The organism is Shewanella pneumatophori, from assembly GCF_023283895.1.
Classification (GTDB): Bacteria; Pseudomonadota; Gammaproteobacteria; order Enterobacterales; family Shewanellaceae; genus Shewanella; species Shewanella pneumatophori.
In genome coordinates, this window is record NZ_JAKILB010000004.1 from 263654 (window position 1) to 284749 (window position 21096).

Here is a 21096-nt window from a genome sequence, read left to right on the forward strand (position 1 = left end):
AACCTTGATAGTGCGCGCCTAGTTTATTGCTACAAGGTTAGTTACCGCACTTCTGCAGTAGCCCATAAGTAAAATCAATCAGCGCTATATCAGCAACTCAACATTGGAAATGGAAGCCTATGTGTAAATCATTAGTACTGTTTATCTGTTTGATGATGCTTAGTTCAAGTCAATTATTCGCTGAGCAGTGGAAGTTTGAAGTGTCACCTTATTTATGGGCTGTTAGCCAGCAAGGACAAACCGGTTATATAGACAGAAATGGCCAGCCAGTAAACGTTGATATTGATATGTCTTTTAGTGAGATTTTTGAAAATCTAGACGGTGCAGTACTCGTGAACTTTCAGGCCGAAAAAGGTAATTGGAACATGTGGGTCGATTTGGTTTATATGAAACTGAAATACGATGCCAAAGTGGATAATGTAAGCGCTGAGCTAACTGCTAAACAAAAGTTATTGGATGTGGTGGCAGCGTACCGTTTTGCGCGCCAAGGTGATATGCATTGGTATAGCTTTATGGGCGTTCGCTTTGTCGATGTGAATAATCAATTAGATGTGCGTATTGTTGATCAACGTTTAACCCCCAACTTTGGTGACAATTGGCTTGACCCTCTGTTTGGCCTTAAAAATAAGTGGGTTATTAACGAAAGCTTTTACTTAAATAGCCGCGCTGAATTGGGCGGATTTGGTGTAGGCTCTGATCTGTCTTGGGCGTTGAACTTTACATTGAATCAAAACCTGAGCGACAACTGGGATTTAAAATACAGCTTCAGATATATCGATCTGGACTACCAAGATAATGATTTTTTATTTGATATGGCATCGAGCGGTTTTGGTGTTGGTGTGACATATCAATTTTGATTGCCTAGGTTAATAACTAAAAAAGCTGCAGCATGAGTATGCCTGCAGCTTTTTTGATTTTATAAATATCGACCTTTGCTTGTGAAAGATTGCTTGTGAACTATCGCACTTAAAGTGCTGGTTAGTTCATGCAATACAGGCTGAAACTAAATCACTAGTTCCATATCAAGCTCGATATCGGTGCAGCCTTTTTTACAGCAAATACCTGAAATACTGTCTTCTTGGCCTTTTACAGGCAGCTTCATTGCAAGTGCTTGGTTGCACACAGGGCACAGAACAGTGTTACCTTTAAAAACGCGTTTGATAAGGTTTTTCTGTTCATTAAAAGATTTTGCTGTGGTGTCATTAATCACCGAGAAATCCATTTTTGCCATAGAGGTTTTGTGCCTTTGTGTTTGCTATGCACAACGAACGTTGTGCCTTAATAATGCGAGTATATCTAGGCTTTAAACGGTAATAAAGCCTTAGTAAGCGCTAAATAGGCATATTTTGATTACGCAAAAACAAAGGTCGGATATGCTGTTTGCTAATTGAGGCGAATTAACGGACTGAGTATACTAGCGCATTGTTATTTTCTGTTGGTCTTGTTACTGCGTAAGAGAGTTAAAAAATGAATGAAGAGCTACCCGTTAGTGGATTAGCTAATGCTGCTGAAGAGGTTAAGCTGGCGGTTGACCTTATCTTTCTTTTAGAGAGTAACAATATCGATACCGATGTTGCCTTAGCCGCTTTAGAAATCGTTAAACAAGACCTACAAGCTAAGCGCTAATAGCAATATTGGCTATCACTTCAATAAATTGACTGCTGCAATCTTTCCGCATTACAGCGTTACTTAACATGGTTTTTCTAAAATGGAATCCTCGATGGCTATTTCGTTACTCGATCTCGTTGCTCCTTTTTGTTTTATTGCGAGTTGGGTTGGCTACACCTACTTTGCTAAACGCAAGGCTAAAACAACGAATTGCATTGCCCGTTGTCTGCATCAACATCGTATTCACTGGATGCATGAGCTTATTGGCCGTGAGGTAAGGGTTGGCGAAGCTGCACTGCTTGCTAACCTTGAACGAAATATTGCTTTCTTTGCATCAACGACCTTACTGGTATTAGCCGGTGTGTTAACCTTGTTTGCCCAAGTTGAGCGCTTAGAAGCGGTGATCGCCACAATCCCTTTTGCAGCAGAGCCAAATCATGCCTTGGTGCAGATGAAGCTCGGCATGTTGACCTTTATCTTTATTATGGCGTTTTTCCAATTTACTTGGTCAATGCGTCAATATGGTTTTTTGAACGTGATGGTTGGTGCTGCGCCGGTTGATAAAGAGGGCAAAAATGACAATTTACGTCGTTATGCTAAGCAGATGGCGACAGTTCAAGATCAAGCTACCCACTCTTATAACTACGGTTTGCGCTCTTATTACTTCTCTATGGCTGCTTTATGCTGGTTCTTCCACCCTATTGCCTTTATCGCTGCCAGTATCTTTGTTGTGGTAACCCTGTACCGCCGCGAATTTAAATCTAAAGCGGTAATCGCGATTACTAAAGGGCAAGAGCTTCTCAAAGAAGAGCGTAGCAAAAAATATAGCTAGCGTTATTGCTTATCTTGCTAGCTCCCGAAAAGAACAAAACAAGCTGCTTATACAGCAGCTTGTTCAATATTTTGCTTATGTAGCATATCTTCAAAAATGGCATTGACGTTAATTTTAGCCTCTAATTTAGATGCCAATAAGTACATACCTGCTAGTTTACGATGGATAAAAATCGCATCGGCAGGTGGTGTATGCCATTTGTCAGCGTTTGAGCTTATCGACATTCCAGCGGCTTTAATTCTCTGAGCTAAATTACTCGCGCCAAAGTCATAGGCTTTTTCCGCGCGCAGAGGTTCGCAAGCTTCATAAAAAATATCCAGTATTAGTGATTTTTGAGCATCATCAATTGCGTCTCTAAAAAAGCCAATTTGTTGCGCTGCATTAGCCATAGCCACGCGGTCATTATTTTTAGCGGCGCACATTAGTGCTTTATATTGCTCAGACAAATGCTGCGGAATTTTTCTGGTCGCACCAAAATCAAGTAAAACAATTTTTTGTTGATCAGCTTGGTATTGAAAGTTGGCAAAATTAGGATCGGTTTGCATTAAGCCAAACTCAAATAGTTCTCTGAAAAATAGCGCGAGCAGTTGACTGGCCACTGTATCGCGTATCGTTTGGGTTTCATTAGCGACAGACTCGATACTTGTTCCATCTATATAATCCATCACTAAAATATCGGTTGTGCATAATGTGGTTATTGGGGCTGGGATAACAAAATGCGGGTCGTCAGCAAGTAGCGTTCGGTAGCTATTGAGCATCTGGAGTTCAATTTGATAATCGGCTTCGCTATGCAGCTGTTTCTTTGCCTCATTTAGTAAGTTATCAAACTGCACATTTTGTGGGACTAACTTAGATAAGCGCAGTAAAGAGGCGACATTATCTATATCGCTATCTATGCTGTTACGGATCCCAGGGTATTGAATTTTTACCGCGAGCTTACTGCCATTTGCTAGGGTTGCTTGATGCACTTGGCCGATTGATGCCGCGGCAAAAGGGCGCAGTTCAAAATGGGCAAAAGGTGCTAACCAGTCTTCGCCCCAGTTACATTTTAAGATATCGATGAGCTGCTTATGAGGCATCACTTTCGCTTCTGCACGTAGCTTAGATAACAGCTCGCTTAATTCCTTTGGCATTAACTCACCGGAGTCCATCGACAACATTTGGCCGACTTTCATCGCCGCGCCGCGCATCTGTGACAGTTTGTCAGCAACATGAGTTATATTTTGAGGAGTTAACACTAAATCTTGCAGTTTAGGTGCTTGGCCTTGGCTGAGTTTTTTCGCGCCTTCAAACAGTACATTTCCGGCAACACGAGAGGCCAAACCGCCCAAAGAAGATAATCGCGACAGGCGGCTGGCTGGTACTTTTGCAGTTTGGGAGCTTTTCATTTTATAACCTCATATGAAACCAAGTTACTGACTATGTTTTATTTAATGACAGTTATCAATACGCCATAAAATCAATAAAGATCAAGCAAAGCAGGCATAAGAACACTTAGAAAAAATCGCTACTAAATAAGATTTGTTTTGGGTTATAGATTAATTGGTTCTTGGTGTGGTGCTGTTTATCCTATAGTATTGCCGGCTATTTTTAGATACGGATAAGGTCTGAGTTTTGCACACTATTGAGCAGTTAATGTCGGGACAATTACAAGGCTGTAAGCGCCTACAAATTGCAGCAGGTTTAACCGAGTTTCCTCAAGCCATTTTTAACTTGGCTGATAGCCTTGAAGTTCTCGATTTATCTGACAATAACTTAAGTGAACTGCCTGATGATTTAGACCAGCTAACTCAGCTAAAAATTCTATTTTTAACTAATAATAACTTTGATTCAGTGCCGTCGGTACTGGCTCGTTGCCCTAAGCTTGAAATGATTAGCTTTAAATCTAATAAGCTAACATCGGTGCCTGAGCAGTCATTACCAGAGCAAACGCGCTGGCTTATTTTGACTGACAATCAAATCGAGTCTTTACCTGAAGACATGGGGCGTTTGTATCGACTACAAAAGTTAGCTCTTGCTGGCAACAAGTTAACTTCTTTGCCAGACAGCATGGCGGATTGTAAGCAGTTAGGCCTAGCTCGCCTGTCTGCTAATGCGATGACTAGTTTGCCAAATTGGTTGTTTCAATTGCCAAAGCTTAGCTGGCTTGCCATTGATGGCAATCCTATTGCTAACGCAGGTTCTTCTGGGATTAAAGCGATTACCAAAGATGCCACAGTTGCAAGTGTTAGCTCTGAGGCCATTGAACTACAACAAGTGATTGGTCAAGGCGCATCAGGTGTGATTTATCGTGCTCAATGGCTGACTCAACCTGCTGAATTAGCCGGGACAAGTCTTGATATCGCCGTAAAAGTTTTCAAAGGTGAGGTGACCAGCGATGGTTTCCCTGAAAACGAGTTGGCAAATTGCTTACAGGCTGGGCAGCACCCCAATCTAATTAAGGTTATTGCGCAGATTAATGAAGCGGATAAAGCGGCATTGGTGATGGAGCTCATACCTAATCAATATCAGAATTTAGGTTTACCACCATCATTAGAAACTTGTACCAGAGATACTTTTTCAGCCGAAACTCAATTTGAACTGCTGACCATTTTAAAAATGGTTGCGCAGATGGCATCAGGCCTGAAGCATTTACACCAAAACCAAGTCAGCCATGGTGATATTTATGCTCATAACACTATGTATAACGCTAATGCAGATATTTTGTTTGGAGACTTTGGCGCAGCAACTAATTTGAGTTTATTGCCACAATTACAAAGAGAAGCAATGGAAGGCATTGAAGTGAGTGCGTTAGGTTGCTTTATTGAAGATCTTATTCGTCACTGCTTAGTGACGACTGAAAAAGCGCAGTATTTGGCAGGTGAACAAGCTACGCAAGTATTAGCTAAATTAAATGCATTAGCTGCCGATTGCGTGCAGCCTAATGTAGCACTGCGCCCGCGCTTTGAAGAGATTGAACAGTTAATACAGCAATATATTTGCCAGTTAACCTCTGAAACAGAACTCACCATTTAATTGCTATTTAAGCTTGATAAAAATGCCGCTAACGAACATGTAGCGGCATTTTTTATAGGTAAAACACATCAATCTTTTCTCGCTTTGTGTTGGTTGTGGCTGCGGGAAGCTGGCCTCGGTCTGTGAGTCTGTTTTTGAGAGCTTTTATGTTTTTGTGTATTGGAAGCTCTATGCTCTTGCCTATGTGTTTTAGTTGTTTTATAAGGCGTTTTATGCTGCTGAACGCTATGTGGCTTGTTTACTCGCGACCTTTTGCTGTGCTGGTTAAATTGCGTGTTTTGTGATTGTTTATATGACTTTTGGTTTAGCCTAGTATTTGCGTGTAGCTTACTATGCAACTGTTGCTCACGTTTACGCTGCACTTTATCTCGTGTATTGGGACTTATAGCCTTGTTTGATACGCGGATAGGGTGATGACTTTTATATTTATGTCTTAAAGCGCCATTACTGTATGCCACGCCGCGTCTGTGATGTGGCTTATGTGCCCAACGTTTTGAGCCATGACTAGTGACAATTCGGCCGCGGTGACGGTATCTGTGTGAGTTATGGTGATGCACTACAACCACATGGCGCTTATGCCAATGGAACGCGCTAAAGTAATAGTTAAAGCTAATGTGCACGCCGGCGCGCCAATAAAAATGGCCATAACTTGGTCTGACATATCCTGGGTAAACCGCCCAATACACTGGCGGGTAGCGATACCAACGCCAATAACCGTAAACTGTTCTTGGGTCGTAGTAGGGCACGTAAACAATTTCTTTGCGTACCGGCTCAATAATGATCTGATTACTCACACGAGTGACTTGCATGTTTTCCATCTGCTCAAGGCTATTGGCATTGTCAGCCTCCAGCCTCAACATTTGAATACTGGCAAGCACTTGAGCTTCATCTTGTAAAAAAGCGTCACCCAATGACTGGGTCCAATCAAGATCTTCACTGAGTTTTTGCAGTACATTGGGAAACGCAATCAGCGCAACCACACTTGGGTCCCAATCTTTATCCTGTGCTCTATCGATTTGTTTTTGGGTCGATAAGTGCTGTTTTGATTGTTGCCAACGATGTGCTTGAACCACTTCAAGCGGGTAGGTAGCGGCAATCAGAATATGGGTCAATAAACTATCGGGATAAAGGGCGATCGGTGCCAGCATCTGTGCAAGTTGTCCCTCACTATATTGAGTTTGCTCAAGCTGGTTTTGCTCGGCGTTGACGGCAGTCACTGGCATTATCAAAGGCATAGCGATAACAAGTGACAGGTAACACCATTTTTTGAGTGTGTTCATGTGAACTCCCGACCTTTTTATACGTTAGCAGCAGTATAAAAAGGCCAAGATGAACAGAAGCTGAAAGCCTAAAATGACACGAAAAGTGATATCAATTAGTTTGCCAAAAACGTTCTGAGTAGAGCTACTCTTATACTAATTGGTACCAGTATTAAACCGCAAAGATAAGCTGAAACTTAGCACCGCCGAGCGCTGTTGAGCGGCTAACAGTTAGTTGGCCTTGATAGCTATCAACTAAGTCGCGCACAATCGCCAGGCCTATGCCGTGACCTTGCTGATAAGTGTCGGCACGAGTGCCACGTTCAAATATTTGTGTATGCAGTGCTTCGTCTATTCCCATGCCGTCATCTTCAATGGTAATAATAAGCTGAGCCTGCTCTGTTTTTACCTGAAGCAACACTTGGGCGTTTGCCGCTTTACAGGCGTTATCTAACAGGTTGCCAAGGATCTCGGTTAAGTCGCTCGCATCACCCTTGAAAACCGCATTTCTATCAACATCTTCAGTGATGGTTATCCTTGGCTGGCAGTATATTTTTGGCAGGTTACGAACCAGCTTGTCTGACACTTCAACCACAGCAACACCCAAGTGCCACGCTGAACCTGCAGCGGACTGAGCGCGTTTAAGCTGGTGGCCGATAATGCGGTTGATTTGGTTAACTTGTTCAAACGACTGTGGGCTTAAGTCTTTTTGACTTTGAATAACCGCTAAAGGTGTTTTTAAACTGTGGGCGAGATCGGCTAAGGCATTTCGATAACGTTTACGCTGATTTTGCTCTGTAATGAGCAAGGTATTCAGTTGCTTTGCCACAGCGTTAAGTTCGGTTGGGTAGTGCTCGTCTAATTGCTTAGCATGGCCGTTTTCAATAGCGGTTAATTCACGTTGCAACCGAGTCAATGGTTTTAACGTCCACCATAGCCACAATAATTGAATCGAGAGTAGAGCGGTCATTAAAATCAGTAACCAGCGCCAAAGCTGCTGATTAAATGCCTCTACCTGCAGCTGATAATCGCTTTGGTCTTTGATGATATAAACGGTAAAGGGAAAGCGTGTGAGCTGCGGCTGCCCCAGTTTGTTGAGCCGCTCCGTTTCAAAGCTGGCACTAAAGCCGTAAACCAAGTGCGGTTCACCGTTAAGCATAATCTCACTAAACTGGCCTTGGCCTTTTTCTGGTTGTGGAAACATCGCTGCGGTATGAACCGCAGTCGTAATCGCAGCTGACAAATCGATACCAAGTAGAGAGTTTGAGCGCCATGCAACTTTGCGGGCACTGTTGTTTGACGGATTGGTTTGCTGTACGAGTGTTGTAGGCTGATTCTCGACAGCCTTGCTTTCGATAGCGTTATTTTCGACAAGTTTGGCCGCCGTTGTATCAGTAGCCAGAGGCGCGCTTGGTTTTACAGGAACCGTGATTAGCGCATATAAACCGGATTGAATCACATTGAACTGATTTTCTAACAGTACTTCAGGCATTAATAGCTGTTGGTTATCGACTTCGGTCACCGCTAAAATCGAATAAACATAGGCTTTGAGTTCTTTGACTGAGGCGCTTTTGACTTGCAGTTTAAACGCATCATTTAGGGTGACTCCAACAATGGGTAATAACACTAACACCAGCAGCATCGCACTGATTATAAGGCGCGCCTTTAATGAATGCATAAGTAGAGGCAAACGCTTAATCCGATGCATTGGTTAACTGCTGTGATTGCTTAGAGAGACAAGGCGATAGCCTTGACCACGAAGAGTTTCAATCAGGCCGAGCTGATTGTCTGGGTCGAGTTTTTTGCGCAAACGCCGAATAAATACCTCAATCACGTTTGAATCTAAATCAAAATCTTGATCGTAAATATGCTCTGTTAGTACGGTTTTTGATTTCACTTCACCGATATGCAGCATTAAGTATTCAAACAGTTTGTATTCAGAGCCACTTAAATTAATGGCTTGTCCCGACTTAGTTAGCTCAAGGCTGCTGGTGTTTAAGCTAAATGGGCCATTGGTAATAATAGGGCTGGCTTTGCCGGCAGAGCGGCGGATAAGTGCTTTTAGGCGCGCAACTAATTCTTGTGGATGAAACGGCTTAGTCAGGTAGTCATCAGCGCCTGCATCTAAGCCTGCAACTTTATCTTGCCAGCTATCACGGGCGGTTAAAATAAGAATAGGAAAACCAATCTCAAGCGCTCTTAACTGGGTAATAAGCGCGATACCATCAAGCTTAGGCAGACCAACATCAATAATCGCAGCATCGTAGTTATATTCGCGGCCTTGAAACAGACCAATTTCTCCGTCATCGGCGGTATCGACTGTGTAATTAGCATCAATAAGGTGCTGTTTTAGATTAGACTGCAGCTCTAAATCATCTTCAACTAATAACAATCTCATGCTCTGGCTCCTTGTTGTGCGGTGTGTTAATAGGGCTTTATCTGCAATAACCTTTAGTTAGTTGCGAGAAACACGACCTGTTTTGGCATCGACTTTGACATAAAACACCACCCCGTCATTCGACAGTAGCTTTACGCTATAACCAGGATTGCCATTAACCCGACTAGACTGCACTTTTAGCACTTTGCCGCGGTACTGACGTTTCGCCAACTGTACAGCCTGCTCTTTACTGTTGACCTTTAATTTTTGCTGCTGTTTGTTTGCATTCATTGCCACTGCTGACAGCGCAGTATAACCATGCACACTAGCCGCCATGACAGGGGAGGCTGTGCAAAGTGAAAGTGCGACCAAGATAGTAAATAAAGCAGTTTTCATTAACGCTACCAAAGAGTTGAGATACAGCCAGTTTAAAAGATCCTATTCGATTAGTCATTAGCTTGACCTATGCTAAAGCCAAGGCTTAGATATGACTCAGATATGCCAAGGTCTAGATAAGTATAAGGCGAGAACTATCCTGTCGATGCCAAGTTAGGCCATAGATATACATAAGGTTAGATGAACATTCGCTGAATGCGGTTAGTTCGGTTGTAGGTAGTTTATGGAGTGAGCTTTGAGGTCGCACAGAAAAGGCAACGGCTCATAGTTGAACCTTAATACAAGTTCACCTGTCACTACTTCTGTGGGACGCTATAAAGCCATCCTTGGCCGCTCTGCGGTTTCCAATAACATCCCTGTTAAACAGCCAGTTTGGCATCCTGCCTCTCGTTCGAGGAGTATCTCTTTGAAATACCTCACACTGAAACCGAAGCCCACAGCCTCAGCGACATCTGAATATTCAGTTCAAGAGTTAATTAGCTACGACCCCTTTATACCTTTTCAGCGAGCCATTTTGGCAAGATAAAATCATAAGTTACTGGATGAACAGGAACTCTGTTTCCTTCCATAATACCAATCACCTCATTACGCAGACGTTCTACTACATCAGCTTCAGAAAAACCAGTCAGTTGGAGCAGCAACTGCTGATCCGGCTGGAACTCAAACAGCTCTGCCAACTCTTCTAAATCACTCAGTAACCGATCAAGCTTGAGGGCAGATAATCCCAGATGATACTTATGGGATTTGTTGATAAAGGCATTGCGAATAAACTCTGCCGCACACAGGCGCACAAAGTAGTCCTTATAATCATCTGACGTAAAGCGGGCGATAAATGATGCGGGTGGTTGCTTGGGAGGCTTATTTGATCCGACCATAGCCAGCAAACGCCCTGAAATGTTGGCAGCATAAAGCAAAGCCAACTGCTCGCTATCAGGATATTTTCGGGCAAACAGTTCCTTAGGTTTGTCAAAACTTAAGCCGTAACCCCGATCTGAGGTTGCATAAGCATCACAATATAGGTCGATATATTCGGGGCCTATAGCAATTAAAGCTGTCACAGGGTCTTTGATCAACTGGACTTCTGGAGCACTTTGTAGCGCAAAACTACAGCCGCCATAAAAATTGTATGCAGCAACTTTTTTGATATAGGCAACCAGTAAAGGTCGCAGTTCATCATGGGTAGCTAGCGCATCGTAAAATGCAGCTTTACACACTTTCTGCTTACCCAGAGACCCCCCTTGCTCATCTACACCTGCATAGGTGTAGTCCCGGAATTGATGCCATTCGTGCTCATCCCCTGCTAGGTTAATATCATCTGTTAGGGCCAGTATGCCTGCCCGCAGTGATTCAGGATCTGAGGGTGAGAAACTGATGGTCAATTTATGTTTGTTCAATTCATTTATCCTTCAACAGATGGAAGCCTGTTGGCCCACAGCAGTACCAAAACGACGCAATCAAATGCTAAATCTAACAGAACCATACATATAAGTCGGTGAGCAGAGTCAGAAGAAACGGATGAAGCCATTTCCAATTACCTAGTATTTCGGAAGGGAAGCACCATGGATAGCGGGGACACTTTTACGAACTGACGTCTGGGAGAGCTGCTTGGCAATGGCCGTTTATCTGCAACTTATCTTACATGGGCTTGTAGTTAAGAAGGGGGGCTTGGTAGTGCTCTCAGATGTTTCAAACTCATTGCCGGACAAAATTCGTTAGAGTATCAGGTCTGTCAGGTCTGTCAGGAGTGACTTAGATGAGGCAAAGTATTTAAATTTATCTAATTGGCTCCGACCCCTTTATGTGAGTTCAGCTATCTTTTTTGTGGCATTTCCAAACCTTGAAAATACTTTTTCTACAACTGACGCCCATGGTTCTGCGCCCGGAACAAGTTTAGCGACACTAAATAAGCTTGAATATGCAACTAACTCTTTTGCGGCTTTTAGCGCTATCTCAGAGCTGTCATTTATGCTTAATTGAGAAGAGAATTGTAATAAAAAGTCTTGAATAAGAGATTCAGGCTTGCCAGCTAACCAAGGGTTATACTCTATTATAATTGGTGCAACGTCTTTTTCATTTAAAGCGCTTTTAACAAGGTTTATTACCGAGGTTTTTCCATAACCCCATTCGCCTTCAAGTGAAACAGTTAAGCAATCCTCATCGTGCTTTAACAGTAAAACTTCAGATAAATGATTTGAAAACCCATGTCTATTCAGTAAATCTGGATCATTTTGACCACCCGTAATTGGTTGATCGTTGTGGTATTTACCCATTTATACATTCCAATTGTAATCACGAGATTTGATGAAATTGCTAACAGTATATTAGGCTGAATTCCTAATAAGAACGGTCTTAATCAGAACAGGTCGCCAATACTTTAATCACTCGAGACTAACAGTAAATCAGATTATTAACAATGAGTTATAACATAGGAAGAACTGAATCCCTGTTTCTTTTCCTAAGTGAAACGAAGAACCTCCGACATTGCATAAAGTGCAATGTTCACGCAGAAAGATAAGTCACTAGGTTTCGGCCTATATGATAATTCCGGGGCAGGTCTTGTATCTTGCGTCTCGCATTAGCTTTTATAAGCACAAAGCTTTAATTGTGCTATTTACCACTTTGATCAGTGAAAATGATTTTGGGGCAGGAAATTGGTTAGAGTCAAAGCTCTTAGAGTGATTAGTCTCATTAGGGAATTTATGGCAAGTAGATATATGTTAACGCCCACTTAAAGGTAAGCAATGCGATGTTTCCGCACGCCACCTTAATCACTAAAATCAACGCATAGTAAAAATACTATACGTTGCGAATCCGTCTTGAAGCGTTTTTATGCGTCTTGAAACCATGCGAGATTTTAGAGTTTAAGCGGCTAGCAGTAGAGCCAGCCGCACTATTGGATGTTAAAGCACGATGACTCAACATTGTTTAGTCATCAGCCAACCACTTATACAACCCATAAGCAGCAACTCCTACAGCTACAGGCGCAGCGGCTGTTACAACCAAACCAGCAGCCATTCCGCCACCAACGGCGCTACCAACTGCAGCTAAACCTGAAGTGATTCCAGCAGCCCCTAAACCTCCAACGCTCCCTGCCACTGCTACCGTACCAACAGAGCCTGCCACACCAGCTACGCCTCCCGCAGCACCTGCAGCCTTTGCTTTATCTTCCTTATCCATCATTTTCACCTATCCCCTATTTATCAAGGTGCAGAATGCTCGGGGACAGAAGCACCCCACACACCATTATTTTTTAGCGATAACAAAAACAGAAGAAGCATAACGCCAAATTAAGGTGTGAACAACGCTGACATCTTAGCTAAGCTATTGTGCCATAAACACTAAACTGGCTTTAGGTGAAAGCGCCGAGCGTTGTGAATCACTCTTAAATTTCTTGTTAGCTTACAATTCTACAGACATAATATCCCAAGTTTGTACGTCAGGTTCACACCTGAATACCTTACAGCTAAATGACTTCAAGAAATCGAGATTATCCTTAGCAAGTTGTTCATTTACCCCCTCTTCGATACGAGCAACATTACGATATACATTAGCTCCAAGGTAGATTTCCTTAATACCTGACTCTGGGATTTTGTAACAGAACAGTGGTTGTCCTAAATAATTATTTCTAACCTTATTCCATCTGCCATCACTTGTTAGAAGCTGAGTTTCGGTAGAGTGGTAACTAAACTTAAAATTGGTGAGGCTTTTAATGACACGAACTTCTTCTTCATAGCCCCACTCTAATGATTTATATAGAAATGCTTGCTTTAAATAGTTCTTAATCTCAGCACTGAAAACCATAGAAGATCGCAGTTCATCTAGGTGTCTTTGGGATGGAACACCATTTAAGTTTTTGTTTTTTGTGCTGACATAAATTATCTCACCTAATTGAGCAGGAATTATAAATTCTTCATTTGAAATAAGCCCACATTCTTCTGCGTCTATACCAATTACAACTCCTCTATGGCTATCGCCATAGTGCGACCACATTAAAGAATTGAGAGGATTTCTCGTCAACGATGAAACTGCATATTCCCGTGAAAAATGCCCCTTAAAAACTCGAACTGCATTACGTGGTGAAATACTACCTGTGTCAGAAAAACCAAAATTAGTTCCCTCAAACGGGTCATTTAGGTCTTCTAAAGCAGAAAAACCGAGCGAAAGATTCCTAAGCATAAGGATTGCTGAGTTAAAAGACATATATTTATAAAGCATCATACTATTACTACTCGGTTGATATTTTCACTTGTAAACTAATGTCTTAGAATTCGTGCGTTGCACACTTACTTAATAAACCTATTATTTAAAACTCACTAAAGTAAAGCTGTTGATTTATAAACACTATATCAGGGAAGCTCTGAATAAACGAGCACCAAAAATTGAAAAATGAGCACTGATATTGAGGTCTTATCGAAAGCAATCAGTAACTGTCATTTATCGATTAGTAAAAGTAGGTCTACAGGCCTGTCACTGTGTTGAACTACCTATCATTTGAAACACATTTTGGGGCATTTCCTAGTTAGAAATCCAAACTCTACAACCTAATGAGTACACCAACTACCCAGTGTAGATACGGCTGCGGGCTTCGGTTTCAGGGATGAAACCGCAGAGCGTATAGGGACATATTTACAGCGTCTCGCAGCAGTGTCTGCACATACGGTCGTTCCTTCACATCCATGTGATCACGATATTCAGACATCCTGTCCAGCACCCGCTGCAAGCGATTGATAACTCTATAGCATCAATTTAAAACTCACTGCCAAATAACACCGAACCAAACAAAATGTAACCAAGCTTCATTCCAAGGTTAGCCAATTTTGACGTTCAGCTTGTGTTCACACTCAGTGGACTCTAATGGCCTCATTAAGCAAGTTTTTCGAGGTGAAGATGAACACAAAACAAAATCATAAGCTCCACACGGCTAAAAAAAAGAACAGGTTAATGCGAGCGCTGAATGTTGGCTTATTAACATTATCAATGGGAGCCGTTCTGCCAGCGAGTGCTAATTCGGATATAAGTCTGCTTTCGCAACCGCAAAGCATCTCAGTTGCGCAAACAGTTAGCAGCGGTGGGCAAAGTGCGCAAGCGGCTCAATATGGCAATGCTTTATCTGAGCAACAAATCAGTAAGCTTGAGCAGCAAAGGCTTCTGCAAGCTAAAGAGCTTGACGGCAACGAGGCGCTGCCTGCAAAACTCACTCGTGAGCAGATTATGCAAACCCATATTGATAAGGCATTAAAGACTCAACAGCTTGCTGAGAAAAATAATGCCAATCTGCTGTTTGCTAATGGCGTCTATCGAGATTTTTATATTTATGATGCTTATAGCCGTTTATTTGTCGATAACGATTACGACGGTTTTTATCAAACCTTTAGTGTGACTTTTGATGCCGATGTTGAAGGCTACTACGCTAATGAGCGAGCAAAGGTATTTGCGGAGCTTTACTTGAGCCGTAATGGCGGCCCTTGGGAGCATTATTACACTACCGATGTGTTCACTATTTTTGGCAATGCAACCGATGACGACTTTGAGGTATTAACCACCTTAGATTTGGGTTACCGCACAGATCATTATGATGTCTTGATTGATTTATATGAAGTGGGTTATGGCGACATAGTGGCGACGGTAAGCTCAAATGATTTCGATAGTCTGTACGCGTTGCCGTTAGAAAGCAGTGACAGAGATGATATCTATATTGATGAAGACTACCACGCTGGCAGCTTGTCGCTCCCTTTGATGACAATGTTATTGCTGTTGCTCGGGTTAAAGTTGAGGCGCACTAGAAAAATTAACCGTTGACCTTATTTGAGTGGCGGGCAAAAATTATGCATCTGATTTGAGCATAACCAAGGTAGCACACATGGAATTAGCTAACCCTATATCGCCAATCACTCAGGTTACAATTAAGCCAACGAATGCCGATACGGTCTTGTGGATGTGGGAGCATTTAGTGCCTTTTTCTGCAGCTCCTACTAGCTTACAAGGCGAGATTATTAGAGTGTTAGAGTTATTAGCTTGGGAGGCCCAAGCTAATAGTAATTTAAACTGGGATGACAGTTTTGATGAAATGCTGATCTTCTTAAGAAAAGCATTTCTCTCAGCTGAGTTTCCGTTAGCACAACACTTTAGTATTGAAACTAGACTTTCTATAGAGGCTGACATCAATCGCTTAGCTAATTTTGTCCTGCCAACAGAGCTAGACAGCCGTATTTTCAGTGAAGAACAACCCTACATTAAAGATGATCTTTATGACCGCTTGTCGGGGCATTTAGTTGATTATTGCCGCGCTTATCCGCAAATTATTTCCTACCACAATGTCAGTGGTTAATCTTTTAAGGCGTTAATGCTCTGCAGTGATTGCTTGCATTTTGGGTCTAGGAGATGCAATCAATCGCTCTCACATCCGCTAGATTTTTGCTCTACCTCTATCTTCAAACTAGTTGAAGATAGAAGTCTTAAGTATAGGTGTTTGTAATTATCGAGAGTGATCTAAGTCACGTATCTTATTGCTTTGTAAAGACTAGTTGTAAATTTACATTGTAAACAATTTAAATAAAATCAAACAAAAACAATCACAAGCAAAATGCAAATGTATCAACGTTGAAACAGGTGTTGCTTTGCTAATGAGAATCGTTATCATCCTGCCGCATAATACTAAGGTGGGGTTAATTGATGAAACATTTTCGCTATTCAATGTTAGCAATTGCATGCGCATCAACATTTTTACCAGCGATGGCTTACGCAGAAGAAGCAGAGCAGGGACTAGATAATGTAGAGCGTATTACGGTCTATGGTCGCCAGAATCAGGTGGTGATGAATTCAGGTTTGGCGACTAAATCAGATATGTCGCTAATGGAGACACCAGCTGCAGTCGTGGTGGTCGATCAAGAGCTTATTCAAGCGCAGGCAGTCACTAACCTGCAAGATCTCGTGCGTAATATCAGTGGTGTAACTCAAGCGGGTAATAACTATGGCATCGGCGATAACTTAGTGATCCGTGGTTTAGGCGCTAACTACACCTACGATGGCATGTATGGTGGTGCGGGCTTAGGCAATACCTTTAATCCGACGCGCTCATTAACCAACGTTGAATCAGTTGAAGTGCTAAAAGGTCCAGCAACAGGACTTTATGGCATGGGCAGCGCTGGTGGTGTGATTAACTTAATTGAAAAGAAACCACAGTTTGAGGCTAGCCACAGTTTTACTGCTGAAGTCGGCCAGTGGGATACTTATTCACTTGAAGTTGATAGCACGGCGGCCATTACCGATGATTTGGCTTACCGCGTTGTGGCTAAATCGGCGCGTAGCGATGGTTACCGTGATATTGGTACAGATCGTGATGAAATCTATACCTCACTTAAATATATGGTCAACGATAGCCAAGATCTGACTTTTGCAGCTACCTATATCAAAGATGCCATCGCTGTAGACTCAATTGGTCATCCTATCCGTATTTTCAATGCTGAATCTGTTGGTGGTAAAACCGCAGGTGAAGTGACGTGGGAAGATCTGATTAATGATCCGAATAACAAGGGCATTCAGCTAACAGAAGCTCAGCGCAAACAGCTTGCTGATTCGTTGGCATCAAGCGATGGTTTAACCCCTTATGCATTTGGTCATGCAGGGATTATCTCGCCAATGGCGAAAGATAACGAAGGCGAAGAGCTGCGCTTTAAGTTAACTCACAATATCTATTTCAGCGATAACCTATTTTTGAATCAGCAGCTGCAATACCGTGATTACACGTCAGGTTTTGCCCGCCAAACCGGTGCCTACAACTATGTATATTGGGATCGACGTGGCGTAATTAATGCCGATCCACGTGCTCCGCTAGTAGAAGACGATGTACTTTATCCATTTGCGGCGCGTCGTCAAGAGTATCGAAAAGTAGATGCCGATGAGTCATCTTGGCAGTACTTTGCCGATCTTCGCTATGACTTCCAAATCGGTGATATCGACAATGAATTATTGATTAATGCTAACTATGAAGACAGAACCATTGCATTTAAACAATACTCAATTTATGACGCAGATAAAGTCATCAAAGACAAAGCTGGCAATACAATTTACCAAGGTAGTCTGCCGTATATTTACGACATTCGTAATCCAAACTGGGGTGAGGGCAGCTTTGAAGATTATGACCCGCTGCTGACCAGTAACTATGATAAAACGGTAAGTGCTTGGGGTGTTGGTGTACAACATGTAGGTTATTTAGGTTATGGGTTTACCTCGCGCATTGGCGTGGCGTTTAACCAAATTAAGCAAACCTATGAGCATTTAGGTGTCGATCCACGTTACAGCTCAAGCCGAGCTGCGCCAACGCCAGAGGCGGATACCACAGATGATGGTATTACCTACAACCTAGGCTTAACTTATATGCCAACTGACGATCTATCGTTCTTTGTTAACCACTCTAAAGGTCGTACTGCTTATAGCATTTTAGGTAGCATTGCCGGTAATGATACCGATAGAGATGACAGCGAGTCTGTCAGTGATGACTTAGGGATGCGCTTTAAAGCTTTCGATGACCAAATGTTGGCATCATTAGTATTGTTTAAGAGCTCACGTACTAATTTGCAATACACTAATCCAGATTACGATGAAGGCGTTTCAGGGCCAAGCGTGCCTAAGTACTACTACAACGGTAGTGAAGAAACCACGGGTGTTGAGTTCGACATGAACGCCCATCTTTCAGATCAGTGGATGGTTAACGTTAATGCGGTTTATCAAGATGCCCGTGATAAGAAAGATCCGACTCGCTCAAGTTACGATACACGCCAAAAAGGTGTGCCTTATGTAACAGCAAGTGCATGGGTGACTTATGGCGCAGACTGGTTCTCGCTTGCAAGCCCTATCAATATCAGCCTTGGTGCTAATTATGTTGATGAGCGCAGCACTAACTCAACCTCATTTGGTATTCCTGACGGTTATGTACCAAGCTACACTGTACTAGATACGGCTATTAGCTATGATGTTGATGACTGGAAATTACAGTTAAACGTTAATAACTTATTTAACGAAGAGTATTACAGTAAAGCTATGTTCTTAGGTGGTATGCCGGGTGAAGAGCGTAATGCTAAGCTGACCTTAACTTACCGTTTATAGATGGTTGTTGGCTGTTAGCAAGGATGGTGACAGCGATATAACTGAATAAAAAATGCAGCCATTTGGCTGCATTTTTTATGTTTTAACTAAAACTTACCGAGCTTAGAATTGGTAGTTCACGCTTACATTGAAGTAGCGACCCGGCTGAGTGAAGTCTTCTTTGTCTAGGTTCATGCTGGCACCAAGTAAGAAAACTGATTGACCTGCAACGTCGGCGTAGTCGATATACTCTTTATCGAACAGGTTATAAACACCCGCTCTTAGCTTCCAGTTATCGTCAATACGTAGGCCAAAGGTTAGGTCCATTACCGCATAACCGCTGGTGCCGTATACTTCATTGAACTGTTCTTTTGGAATACAAATGCCCATGGCACAGATATCTTCTTGAGCAAGTTCAATATCGTTAGTGCGGCTCATATGGTCGGCCCAGCGCACAACTGCGCCAAAGTCAGCTTCCATATCGGCTATATCGGTATACCAATTAGCGCCGGCGTTACCTTTTAGCGGGCTCACACTGTTGAGGTAATCGCCATTTTCATCTTCACCATAGGTGTAAGAAATGTTACCCCAAAGCTCAATGCTATCAGTTAGCCAATGGTTAATTTGCGCTTCAGCACCGTACAAAATCACTTCATCGCGGTTGTAGTATTGGTACTTGAACTCCATTGGCACCATTACTGGAGGCCAGCCTGGAGAAATGCTTGGCGGAGTAAAGCTTACATACTGCCAGTCAATAAAATCTTTTGCCTGAGTATAGAAAGCGGTTAGCTCGTAGTTAGTGTCGCTGTGGTTACCGCGAACGCCAATTTCCCAAGTATGTGATTGTTCTGATTCTAAGTCATAGTTTGCTTGAATAAGTACATCAGTCATCGAGCCGGCATCGACTTCTAACTCACCCCATTTTTGATCAGGGGTTGGCATCTTGTAGCCGTAGGCGTATTGACCGTACACACTCACTGAATCAGATAATTGGTAGACTAAGCCCAATTTTGGTGACCAGAAACTGTCACTCATAGATTGGAAATCGGCTGGATCTTTACCTGCATCAATCGCTTGCTGCTGATCTGGGGTGTTATCGAAATAGTCATAACGTAGACCGGCGATCAAGTTTAAATCACCATCAAGCAAGGTCACATCGTCTTGCACAAAAACACCTAGACGCTGACTGTCTGTGGTCGCAAAGGTAAACGGTGTTGTAGTGTCGCCTGTAATTGGGTCATTCACTTCACGATGGCGAGACATAGTTGAAAACTCATAGTCCAAGCCATAGGTAATTTGATGACCATAGCTATCACCACCAATATATTTACTAAAGGTACTGTTGATACCAATGCGCTCATCTTCAAAGCTGTAATCGCGAATTTCATTTAAACCATATAGATCTTCTGGCTTAGCTTTGATGGTGCCAAAGTAATCTCTGTGCTCTAACTGCTCAGTTTTACCAAAGTAAGCGGTAACAGTAAGTGAGTCATGCATTTGGGTTGGCTTGCTTGAAACCAGTTGTAATGCACCATTGATAACTTGGGTGTCACGATTGGTATCGATGTTTTCATCTAGTGCACCTGTCTTATCGTCAAACTCGTATTCCCAGCGCTTAAGCGTTTGCTCTAGGTAATCTAACGTTAGCTGCACTGAGGTGTAGTCATTGAAGTGATATTTGCTTTTAAATAATACGCTGTCTTGTACTAGATCACTGTCAGGCTGTGTATCGTAGTAGTTAGGAAGCTCTTCACCTGTGCGATGTTGGTAGGTTAATAGGTTTTCAAAACCATTATAGGCTGCCGCACTGGTAAAGCCGGCGCTGTATTCGTTGTTGATCCCGCTATAACCCGTATTAAGCGATACGTAATAATCATCGCCCATTAGGTAGTCGCTGGCGTCTTTAGTACGCATTACTACTACGCCACCTAATGCATCTGAACCGTACATAGTTGAAGCCGCTGCTTTTACTACTTCAACTTGCTTTAAGCTTTGTACTTCAGTTAAACCACGGCCGGTACCTTCTGCGCCAGGACCAAGTGGTGAAGCGTATTGGTTGTTAACGCGCACGCCGTCTTTAACCATCATGACTCGGTTGCCGCCAATCCCGCGAATGGTCACAGAAGTCGGTTTACCTGCACCGCCTTTTACGGCAACTGCAGATTCATTTCTGAATAAGCTACCAAAGTCATTACTCATGCTTTTTTCAATGGCGTCTTCATCAATCACCATGATTGAGCCAGCAACTTGTTCAATTTCTTGTTCCATACGCGAACCTGAAATAACAATCACCTCCTGCACTTTGGCATTGGCTTGCTGGTTTGATTGAGCATCTACCTTGGCCTCTTGAGCCTGAGCATTGAGCGCTGTACTTACGGCAATCGCCAGTACACTAACTTTGAGCTTGTTCATTAAGCACCTTAACTTATTAACCAAATGAGAATTATTCTCTTTTTAAACGCGCGCTATCTTATACCCTTATTGAGGTAGGATCTCGCCTTGAAAGCGGCTATTTTTAGGGTTTG

Annotated in this window: 18 protein-coding genes; 7 read left to right on the forward strand and 11 right to left on the reverse strand. The window is 42.6% G+C overall.

Annotation, left to right across the window (positions count from 1 at the left end; translation table 11 throughout):
• Positions 1-119: 119 nt before the first annotated feature.
• Positions 120-857 (forward strand): porin family protein, encoded by a 738-nt coding sequence (locus tag L2740_RS08315; RefSeq protein ID WP_248949575.1) that lies wholly within the window; start codon positions 120-122, stop codon positions 855-857.
• Positions 858-1003: 146 nt separating this feature from the next.
• Here the strand turns inward: L2740_RS08315 and L2740_RS08320 are convergent, their stop codons facing one another.
• Complete coding sequence (locus L2740_RS08320) at positions 1004-1231, reverse strand: hypothetical protein (RefSeq protein ID WP_248949576.1); 228 nt, start codon at positions 1229-1231, stop codon at positions 1004-1006.
• 236 nt (positions 1232-1467) lie between these two features.
• Here L2740_RS08320 and rsmS point away from each other — a divergent pair, with 236 nt between their 5' ends.
• Both rsmS and L2740_RS08330 read left to right on the forward strand, forming a co-directional pair.
• Positions 1468-1626: a pleiotropic regulatory protein RsmS gene (rsmS, locus tag L2740_RS08325; protein ID WP_248949577.1), complete on the forward strand. Its 159-nt coding sequence runs from the start codon at positions 1468-1470 to the stop codon at positions 1624-1626.
• Between the two features lie 94 nt (positions 1627-1720).
• A complete protein-coding gene (locus L2740_RS08330; protein ID WP_248949578.1) occupies positions 1721-2440 on the forward strand; it encodes a DUF599 domain-containing protein in 720 nt (239 codons plus the stop codon).
• 47 nt (positions 2441-2487) lie between these two features.
• Here the strand turns inward: L2740_RS08330 and L2740_RS08335 are convergent, their stop codons facing one another.
• A complete protein-coding gene (locus tag L2740_RS08335) occupies positions 2488-3828 on the reverse strand; it encodes an ABC1 kinase family protein (protein ID WP_248949579.1) in 1341 nt (446 codons plus the stop codon).
• Positions 3829-4054: 226 nt separating this feature from the next.
• Here L2740_RS08335 and L2740_RS08340 point away from each other — a divergent pair, with 226 nt between their 5' ends.
• On the forward strand, positions 4055-5455 hold the full coding sequence (locus L2740_RS08340) for a leucine-rich repeat-containing protein kinase family protein (protein ID WP_248949580.1): 1401 nt from the start codon (positions 4055-4057) through the stop codon (positions 5453-5455).
• A 68-nt stretch (positions 5456-5523) separates the two neighbouring features.
• Here the strand turns inward: L2740_RS08340 and L2740_RS08345 are convergent, their stop codons facing one another.
• From L2740_RS08345 to L2740_RS08380, 8 genes are all read right to left on the reverse strand, one after another.
• Positions 5524-6735, reverse strand: a complete 1212-nt coding sequence (locus L2740_RS08345; protein ID WP_248949581.1) for a DUF3300 domain-containing protein — start codon at positions 6733-6735, stop codon at positions 5524-5526.
• A 151-nt stretch (positions 6736-6886) separates the two neighbouring features.
• Complete coding sequence (locus L2740_RS08350) at positions 6887-8422, reverse strand: ATP-binding protein (RefSeq protein ID WP_248949582.1); 1536 nt, start codon at positions 8420-8422, stop codon at positions 6887-6889.
• A gap of 3 nt (positions 8423-8425) precedes the next feature.
• Positions 8426-9112, reverse strand: a complete 687-nt coding sequence (locus L2740_RS08355; protein ID WP_248949584.1) for a response regulator transcription factor — start codon at positions 9110-9112, stop codon at positions 8426-8428.
• Between the two features lie 57 nt (positions 9113-9169).
• Positions 9170-9487 (reverse strand): PepSY domain-containing protein, encoded by a 318-nt coding sequence (locus tag L2740_RS08360; protein ID WP_248949586.1) that lies wholly within the window; start codon positions 9485-9487, stop codon positions 9170-9172.
• 491 nt (positions 9488-9978) lie between these two features.
• Positions 9979-10881, reverse strand: a complete 903-nt coding sequence (locus tag L2740_RS08365) for a hypothetical protein (RefSeq protein WP_248949587.1) — start codon at positions 10879-10881, stop codon at positions 9979-9981.
• A 402-nt stretch (positions 10882-11283) separates the two neighbouring features.
• Positions 11284-11757, reverse strand: a complete 474-nt coding sequence (locus L2740_RS08370; protein WP_248949589.1) for a P-loop NTPase fold protein — start codon at positions 11755-11757, stop codon at positions 11284-11286.
• 655 nt (positions 11758-12412) lie between these two features.
• Positions 12413-12667, reverse strand: a complete 255-nt coding sequence (locus L2740_RS08375; RefSeq protein WP_248949591.1) for a hypothetical protein — start codon at positions 12665-12667, stop codon at positions 12413-12415.
• A gap of 219 nt (positions 12668-12886) precedes the next feature.
• Positions 12887-13705 carry a DUF2971 domain-containing protein gene (locus L2740_RS08380; RefSeq protein ID WP_248949592.1) on the reverse strand — a complete coding sequence of 273 codons (819 nt, stop codon included), beginning with the start codon at positions 13703-13705 and terminating at the stop codon, positions 12887-12889.
• A 723-nt stretch (positions 13706-14428) separates the two neighbouring features.
• On the opposite strand from L2740_RS08380, the gene L2740_RS08385 reads away from it, so the two are divergent.
• The 3 genes from L2740_RS08385 (at position 14429) to L2740_RS08395 (ending at position 18592) form a co-directional block, all read left to right on the forward strand.
• Complete coding sequence (locus L2740_RS08385) at positions 14429-15286, forward strand: choice-of-anchor H family protein (protein ID WP_248949594.1); 858 nt, start codon at positions 14429-14431, stop codon at positions 15284-15286.
• Between the two features lie 61 nt (positions 15287-15347).
• Complete coding sequence (locus tag L2740_RS08390) at positions 15348-15815, forward strand: hypothetical protein (RefSeq protein WP_248949596.1); 468 nt, start codon at positions 15348-15350, stop codon at positions 15813-15815.
• Positions 15816-16159: 344 nt separating this feature from the next.
• Positions 16160-18592, forward strand: a complete 2433-nt coding sequence (locus L2740_RS08395; RefSeq protein ID WP_248949597.1) for a TonB-dependent receptor — start codon at positions 16160-16162, stop codon at positions 18590-18592.
• Positions 18593-18694: 102 nt separating this feature from the next.
• On the opposite strand, the gene L2740_RS08400 is transcribed toward L2740_RS08395, so the two are convergent.
• A complete protein-coding gene (locus L2740_RS08400; RefSeq protein WP_248949598.1) occupies positions 18695-20983 on the reverse strand; it encodes a TonB-dependent hemoglobin/transferrin/lactoferrin family receptor in 2289 nt (762 codons plus the stop codon).
• Positions 20984-21096 lie beyond the last annotated feature (113 nt).